This is a genomic window from Bacillus sp. DU-106 (genome assembly GCF_004799705.1).
GTDB lineage: Bacteria > Bacillota > Bacilli > Bacillales > Bacillaceae_G > Bacillus_A > Bacillus_A cereus.
The window spans coordinates 287,501-295,000 of the sequence record NZ_CP026607.1 but is presented as its reverse complement, the minus strand read 5'-3'; the positions used below and the strand labels follow the sequence as shown (position 1 = coordinate 295,000).

The following is a 7,500-nucleotide window of genomic DNA, read 5'->3' as shown; positions in this document are numbered from 1 at the left end:
CAATTTTCTTAATTACATTTATCAATTACTAGATCTTCTCGAACATAATTACAAAAAGATAAGTGTAATCATACCGAACTATAATTATGAAAAATACTTACCTGCTCGAATCGAATCAATCTTAAACCAAACCTACCCTCTTTACGAACTAATTTTCTTAGACGATGCCTCCACTGATCATAGCGTATCAACTTTTAAAAAGCTGCTCTCAAAAGAAAATAAGCCCCACCTGAAGGTTCAACAGATTATTAATGATAAAAACTCTGGTTCCGTATTTAAACAATGGATAAAAGGAGTCTCTGCAGCAACTGGTGATTATATTTGGATCGCAGAGGCCGATGACTTATGCGATAAGACATTTTTACAAGAGGTGATACAGGGGTTTTATATAAATAACAATATTACCTTAAGTTACACACAATCAAAACAAATTGATGAACAAGGAAATGTATTGGCTAATCATTATTTAAATTACACAAATGATATCGATAAAGAAAAATGGAAAGGCCCCTATTTTCGAAAAGGCGTCGAAGAAATACAAGATACGTTACTTATCAAAAACACTATACCTAATGTTTCAAGTGTAGTTTTTAAAAATATAGATATGAAGAAAACAGAAAAACAGTTAGAGAAGTTCAAAATAGCTGGTGATTGGTTTTTCTATGTTTCTCTTCTTACAGAGGGAGATATTTACTTCAATCCATCCCCCTTAAACTATCATAGACGACATTTAAATAGCGTAACGAGAACAGAAGATTCATACTCCCATTACAATGAAGTTGTACAAATGCAAAATTTCATTAAAGAAAGATTTACTATCGACGACATTTCTAAAATGAAAATGTATACATATAGAAAGCATCTTAAAGCATACTTAAAAATTTAAACATGTGCTTTCTATGCCATCAATATCTCTTGTAAGTTGCTACTATTACTTAAGGGAGGAATACTCTTTGAAAGACTTTATAGAGGAACATAAAGATTTAATTTCTCAAATCGCACACAACTATAATGTAAATGCAAGTATCCATCCTGAGGATCATATCTTTCAGTTCATTGTCACTAATCCCATCTTCCCATCAAAAAAAGAAGCGATAGATTACTACTTTAAAGATGGGCAAAACTCAGCACAAATACTCTTAAACTTAATTACTTCCCTTTATCCTCCTACAGGCAATCCAATTAAATTGTTAGAATTTGCATCCGGATACGGCTGCGTAACACGTCATTTATTAAATCTACAAGCGAATTTGAGTATAACCGCTTGCGATATACACGAAGAGGCTATTTCCTTTATTGAAAACAAATTAAATAATTCTTCTATATTATCTCATCCTGAGCCTGAACAGTTAAAATTGGACTCCTCTACGTACGATATCGTTTTTTGTCTATCCTTTTTCTCTCATATGCCTGATACAACTTGGTTTCGTTGGCTGCAAACATTGTATAACGCTGTTTCACCTGGTGGTTTATTCATTTTCACAACCCATGGCTATCAAAGCAAAAAATACTTCGGGTTTCCAAATTTAAATGAAAAGGGCTATTGGTTTCTCTCTTCTAGTGAACAATTCGATTTAGATGTGAATCAATACGGACAAACGATAGTTAGTCCCTCTTACGTGTGTGACAAAATTAAATTATTACCCCATAACCCAATTATCAAAAAGTATACTGAAGGATTTTGGTGGGAACATCAAGACCTTTGGGTTATAGAAAAAGAAGCAAAATAATAACCCACGCTCTGCTTATACAAGTAGAGTGTGGGTTATTATTTTTTACTATATAAGAACTCTTCAATCCATAGCTTATTTAATCTAATCCCATGTTTAAAATCTATTTTAGGTTCCCAATTCAATTCTTGTTTTACCTTATCAATATTTAAAATGATTTTTTGAACGTTCTCTTGTTTTTGTTTGTAACAGATAAAATCCACTTTTCTTTCTGTTATTTTCTCTAATTCCACTATAATTCGTTTTAAAGAAAGACCTTTGCCACTCCCTATGTTATATACGCAAGATTTCAATTGATTTAATTGTGCTAGTTGTATAGTAATTTCAACTAAATCATCGATATAAATATAATCTCTAATAATCTCCTCTGGATTCCCATATATATGAATCCTTTCATTACTGAGATGCTGGTACAAAAAACAATTTATCGCCCCAACTTTTTTTAAGGGGTTTTGGTATTTTCCATACGGATTAGAATATCTACATACAACATAATCTATTCCATATTTTCTCTTATAAAAGTACAAATAATTCTCCAGCGAAACTTTTGTTATTCCATACGGGGAAAGTGGTCTTAATGGATGTTTCTCATCAATAGGCAAATATTCAGGTTCACCATAAACTGTGCCTCCCGAAGAAGCTAATATAATTTTTTTAATACGAAAATCTTTAACACTTTCCATGAAATTAAGAAAAAATAGACTGCTATTAATATCACCGAAAACATCTTCAATTGAAGTTGCTACGTTAGACGTCGCAGCTAAATAAATAATAATATCTATATTCACTAAAGCCTTATATATATCCTCAACATTTTCTAAATCACCTTTAATAAATTCAACTTCACTTATAATATTTTGAGGAAAATTATTTATATGTCTGGAAAATACTTTTACATTTTGCCCCTGTTCCAATAAACCCAATGCGAGGTTGATACCAATGAAACTATTTCCACCTACTATTAAATAATTATTCTTCCTCATAATATCATCTCTCTAGTAATAAATTTTTCCCGTCGTCAAACCTAAAAATATACACAAATAAACTGGATCATTTCGATTATTCATCTTCTTATCATTGTATGTTTGTTATAAATTTTCATTATCTTTATTTTCTATTTTCATTTTAGAATAGCTTCCTTATTCAGGTTGACTGCAAAAACACTCATAATATTTACTCATCCCCATGAATATATTTAATAAACAATCCTCACTTGTTTAACCCATAAAAAAAACGTCTACATACACAAATTTCCCAAAAAGGAGTGCTGAACTCATGAAAAATATAAATCAAGAACTTTTAAATCATGTAATTCTACATAAAGATCGAATTCCACATTACCATAAAGACTTTCCGATTATACTATTTTGGAGTCATAGAAGCGGATGCACCGCGTTAGCTAATTGGTTCTTTTTTCAAATCGGATTATTTACTGAAGCAAAGAAATACAATAACTTTATTCATTACTATGAGTTCTGGGTGTATAAGAACAATACAAATTACATACCCGAGTTACAAAATGGTCTTCTAGAGGGTAAAAAGGATGTTTGTAAACTTGTGCGAAATCCCTATACAAGGGCTGTCAGCTCATTTCTATTACTTGCTGACAACCCATATGCTAGCCCTCAATGGGAAAGTATCCGTCATTATTTTTATAATGACAAATATAGTAATCAAGGAATATCATTTAAACAATTTTTATATTACGTTCAGGCATTCGGCTCCAATTCTCTAGCGTTAGATATACATTTTAGTCAACAATACGTCCCTGGTGAAGAAAACTTCATCCAATGTTATATTCCTTTAGAAGATTTTAATACACAAATCACCAAACTAGAACACACGTACGATTTGATAAAATCCCCTTTAGCACTTCTTACAAATTCAGATCATCATCGCGCACACAAGATGATTTATGCAGGGAGCTATGCAGAACTTAGCATTACAGATACAGACTTCCCACGATTTCCAACATACGAAAGCTTTTATGATAAAGAAACTATGGATTTAGTTACAGAAATATACGCACAGGATTTTGAAATGTACCCATACACGAAAGGGATATTTTAAGTCTATACATTTTCCCATGAATAAAAGCTGATGCATCGCATAGCATAAAGTGAAACTTTAATTCGATTGGGGGTTCTCTTCAACTGATTATTCCCTTCTCCTAATCGCAATTTTAAAAAATACCTAACTTTCACCCATTCCCCCTTTGATTTCGCTGATTGTTGACGTGTATCATACTTTCCATAAATAGATTGCATTTAACATAGGAGGGATGTCGTGTGGAAATCAATTTGAAACACAATAATGGGTACTGCGTTATTTGCGAAAAGAAAGCTACATTTATAGAGCATAATGATTGGCTTAGAGATCATTATTTATGTTCTACATGTAACTCTATACCAAGGCAGCGAGCTTTAATCCATGCTTTGCATACATTTTTTCCAAAATGGGATTCCTATAGTATCCACGAATCCTCTCCTGGAGGAATTACAACTCAGCTACTATTAAAAAACTGTAAAAACTATACTTATTCTCAATACTTTAGAAATTATCCTCTTGGCCAATACTTTCAAGGTATTAGATGTGAGAACTTAGAAGACATGACTTTTGAAGATGAATCTTTTGATTTATTCATTACTCAAGACGTTTTTGAGCATGTAATGATGCCAAACAAAGCCTTTAAAGAAATAGAACGAGTATTAAAACCTGGCGGTGCTCATGTATTTACTGTCCCTTGGTATCATACACTCACAAAAACTGTGCAAAGAGCAAGAATGAATCAAGAGGTGATTGAATATATTGAAGAGCCCATTTATCATGGAAACCCTATTGATGAGAATGGATCTTTAGTAACGTTCGATTGGGGGCAGGATATGATTGAATATATTTATACACACGCAAACATGTATACCATTGTTTATTTACAAAAGGATAGGTCACTAGGGTTAGATGCTGAATTTTTACATGTTTTTATTAGTAAAAAGCAAGAAAATAAAGTTTAATCACTATATAATTCGGAGGTTTAACAAATGAATAAATTTAAGTTAGGAAGTGATTTTGATCATCTTGTTAATTCACTATCTGATGTCGAACTTCTAAATTTATTTATACAAAGTTGTTCACAAACAACGATAAATGGGGTTCCCGTACCTAGGTTTCCTCCTGAAGAAATTCAAAAACAATTTGTAGGTGCTTCCTATGAACATGCTCTTTACGAAGCATATTTGTTTTATAGACATATAAAAGAATACGCCCAAAATTTAGGGGTTCCCTTGAATAAAGAAAGTAAAGTTTTAGACTTCGGCTGCGGATGGGGAAGAATTATACGCTTCTTATTTAAAGATGCCTCTGATCAAAATTTACTTGGCATTGATGTCGATCCTGCGATGATCACACTTTGTAATGAAACACTAGGAAGAGGGATATATAAAACAGCAAGTCCACATCCCCCTGTAGAATTTATTAGTGACAATTCATTAGATATCATATTCGCTTATTCTGTGTTCTCACATTTATCCGAAGCAACTGCCGAAAATTGGGTAAAAGAATTTTCAAGAGTTCTTCGCCCTGGTGGAATCTTCATCGCAACAACACAAGCGCGCTATTTTCTTGATTTTTGTCAACAATTCCAAGAACATCCTGAATTAATTCAAACAGGATGGCATAAAACTTTATCTCAAGCTTTTCCAGATATACATCGCGCCATCTCGGATTATGAAAACGGCAAATTTGTTCACAGTCCTACTGGTGCAGGAGATGTTAGAAATAGTAGTTTTTACGGAGAAACTGTTATACCTAGGACTTATATTGAAAATCATTATGAGAAATATTTAAAGCTACAAGACTTTTTTGATGATGTAAATCGATTACCACAGGCCCTCTTTGTCCTTCAAAAAATTTAATTCCTTTCATTTAACGTAATAAATTTCATGACGAAAAGCACTTTCTATTTCAGCTATATATCAAATTACCTAATACTCTCTTATTAAGTAAGCTTAAAAAAATCCAATACATACCATAAAAAGAAAGTAAACAGATAACATATCTCTTATTTTAAAATTGCTTCACCAAATCAAGAATAACTTCCCAACACTTGAACTACGAAAAACATGAGGGGGATATAACTTGAAAATAATCGCTTTTTACTTACCACAATTCCATCAAATTAAAGAAAATGATCGATGGTGGGGGAAAGGATTTACTGAATGGACAAATACTAAAAGTGCACAACCTTTATTTTCAGGACATTATCAACCTAGGGAACCTTATCAAGATTTTTATTACGACTTAACTACCCCCTCCGTAAGAAAGTGGCAAGCGGAAATCGCTAAAGCATACGGTATATATGGTTTTTGTTATTATCATTACTGGTTTAAGGGAAAAAGACTATTAGAAACACCCTTTAATGAGGTACTAAAGATGAAGGAACCTGACTTCCCTTTTTGTCTTTCTTGGGCAAATGAACCATGGACAAAATCTTGGGATGGTCTCGATAAACATATATTAATGCCTCAAGACTACGGAGATATATCTGATTGGAAGGAACACTTTGATTATTTATTACAGGCTTTCCAAGATGAGAGATATATTTATATAGATGATAAACCTCTATTCATTATTTATCGTCCAGGACATATTCCTGATTGTGAAAAAATGCTTAATTACTGGAATGCATTAGCGCGAGAAAATGGTTTAAAAGGTATATACTTTGCTGAAACATTAAACAGTTTTCCACTACCTAATATAAATGGATTCGATGCCAGCATTCAGTTTGAACCTTTCTATACAATTGCCCATGATAGCTCTTCAGACATAAATAAGGTAATATATGATTCTGATATGCAATTAAATGTTTGGGACTACGATAAAGTATGGATGTATATATTACAACGATCGCTCCCAAAGAAAAAAACATTTCCCGGGGCTTTTGTTGATTGGGATAATACTGCAAGACGTAAAAACGCGAATAGCAGCATCTTTGTAGGTTCTACCCCTGAAAAGTTCACCATATATTTAAGCAAGCAAATTCATCGTACTTACTCTTTTTATAACAGCGAGTTTTTATTTATTAACGCATGGAACGAGTGGGCGGAAGGAACTTACTTAGAGCCAGATAAAAAATATGGATTTTCTTATTTAGAAGGGGTTAAAAATGCAATTGATAGAGGTATGAAAGCATACAAAAAAGACGAGTCATTCTGACTCGTCTTAAAGTTGCTTGGCGACGTCCTACTCTCACAGGGACAAGGTCCCAACTACCATCGGCGCTAGAGAGCTTAACTTCCGTGTTCGGTATGGGAACGGGTGTGACCTCTCTGCCATCATCACCAAACTATGAAGGCATATTCCTTCAAAACTAGATAACATTTGCTACATATTATATGGTTAAGTCCTCGATCTATTAGTATTCGTCAGCTCCACATGTCACCATGCTTCCACCTCGAACCTATCAACCTGATCATCTTTCAGGGATCTTACTAGCTTACGCTATGGGAAATCTCATCTTGAGGGGGGCTTCATGCTTAGATGCTTTCAGCACTTATCCCTTCCGCACATAGCTACCCAGCTATGCCCTTGGCAGAACAACTGGTACACCAGCGGTGCGTCCATCCCGGTCCTCTCGTACTAAGGACAGCTCCTCTCAAATTTCCTACGCCCACGACGGATAGGGACCGAACTGTCTCACGACGTTCTGAACCCAGCTCGCGTACCGCTTTAATGGGCGAACAGCCCAACCCTTGGGACCGACTACAGCCCCAGG

At 34.0% G+C, this 7,500-nt stretch carries 7 protein-coding genes and 2 rRNA genes (2 of these 9 only partly in view); 6 read left to right on the top strand and 3 right to left on the bottom strand.

The annotated features are described in order from the left end of the window. Together C3Y97_RS01670 and C3Y97_RS01665 are read left to right on the top strand one after the other, a co-directional pair. Positions 1-886: the 3' end of a glycosyltransferase gene (locus tag C3Y97_RS01670; RefSeq protein WP_136362973.1), read on the top strand. The gene continues 1,046 nt to the left of window position 1, outside the view; the window shows 886 of its 1,932 coding nt (coding positions 1,047-1,932); its start codon lies beyond the left edge, outside the window; its stop codon occupies positions 884-886. A gap of 67 nt (positions 887-953) precedes the next feature. Continuing rightward, positions 954-1,730 carry a class I SAM-dependent methyltransferase gene (locus C3Y97_RS01665; RefSeq protein ID WP_000651230.1) on the top strand — a complete coding sequence of 259 codons (777 nt, stop codon included), beginning with the start codon at positions 954-956 and terminating at the stop codon, positions 1,728-1,730. Positions 1,731-1,768: 38 nt separating this feature from the next. Here C3Y97_RS01665 and C3Y97_RS01660 read toward each other — a convergent pair whose 3' ends face one another. Further along, positions 1,769-2,713: an NAD-dependent epimerase/dehydratase family protein gene (locus C3Y97_RS01660; protein WP_001230820.1), complete on the bottom strand. Its 945-nt coding sequence runs from the start codon at positions 2,711-2,713 to the stop codon at positions 1,769-1,771. A 292-nt stretch (positions 2,714-3,005) separates the two neighbouring features. Here C3Y97_RS01660 and C3Y97_RS01655 point away from each other — a divergent pair, with 292 nt between their 5' ends. The 4 genes from C3Y97_RS01655 to C3Y97_RS01640 all read left to right on the top strand — a co-directional run bounded on the left by C3Y97_RS01655 (position 3,006) and on the right by C3Y97_RS01640 (position 6,941). After that, complete coding sequence (locus tag C3Y97_RS01655; RefSeq protein WP_016125341.1) at positions 3,006-3,800, top strand: sulfotransferase family 2 domain-containing protein; 795 nt, start codon at positions 3,006-3,008, stop codon at positions 3,798-3,800. Between the two features lie 218 nt (positions 3,801-4,018). Then, entirely contained in the window at positions 4,019-4,741 is a 723-nt protein-coding gene (locus C3Y97_RS01650) for a class I SAM-dependent methyltransferase (protein ID WP_000405121.1), read from the top strand. Positions 4,742-4,768: 27 nt separating this feature from the next. Beyond that, positions 4,769-5,641 (top strand): class I SAM-dependent methyltransferase, encoded by an 873-nt coding sequence (locus C3Y97_RS01645; RefSeq protein WP_001031897.1) that lies wholly within the window; start codon positions 4,769-4,771, stop codon positions 5,639-5,641. Positions 5,642-5,864: 223 nt separating this feature from the next. Continuing rightward, positions 5,865-6,941 (top strand): glycosyltransferase WbsX family protein, encoded by a 1,077-nt coding sequence (locus tag C3Y97_RS01640; RefSeq protein ID WP_000690976.1) that lies wholly within the window; start codon positions 5,865-5,867, stop codon positions 6,939-6,941. Between the two features lie 14 nt (positions 6,942-6,955). Here the strand turns inward: C3Y97_RS01640 and rrf are convergent. Continuing rightward, positions 6,956-7,071 (bottom strand): 5S ribosomal RNA (rrf, locus tag C3Y97_RS01635). Positions 7,072-7,120: 49 nt separating this feature from the next. Next, positions 7,121-7,500: ribosomal RNA gene (locus C3Y97_RS01630) — 23S ribosomal RNA — on the bottom strand (it continues 2,542 nt past the right edge of the window).

Bases quoted from the DNA above. Each gene is read 5' to 3' on its own strand.
- C3Y97_RS01660 (WP_001230820.1), bottom strand. From the start codon at position 2,713: ATGAGGAAGAATAATTATTTAATAGTAGGTGGAAATAGTTTCATTGGT.
- C3Y97_RS01655 (WP_016125341.1), top strand. From the start codon at position 3,006: ATGAAAAATATAAATCAAGAACTTTTAAATCATGTAATTCTACATAAA.
- C3Y97_RS01645 (WP_001031897.1), top strand. From the start codon at position 4,769: ATGAATAAATTTAAGTTAGGAAGTGATTTTGATCATCTTGTTAATTCA.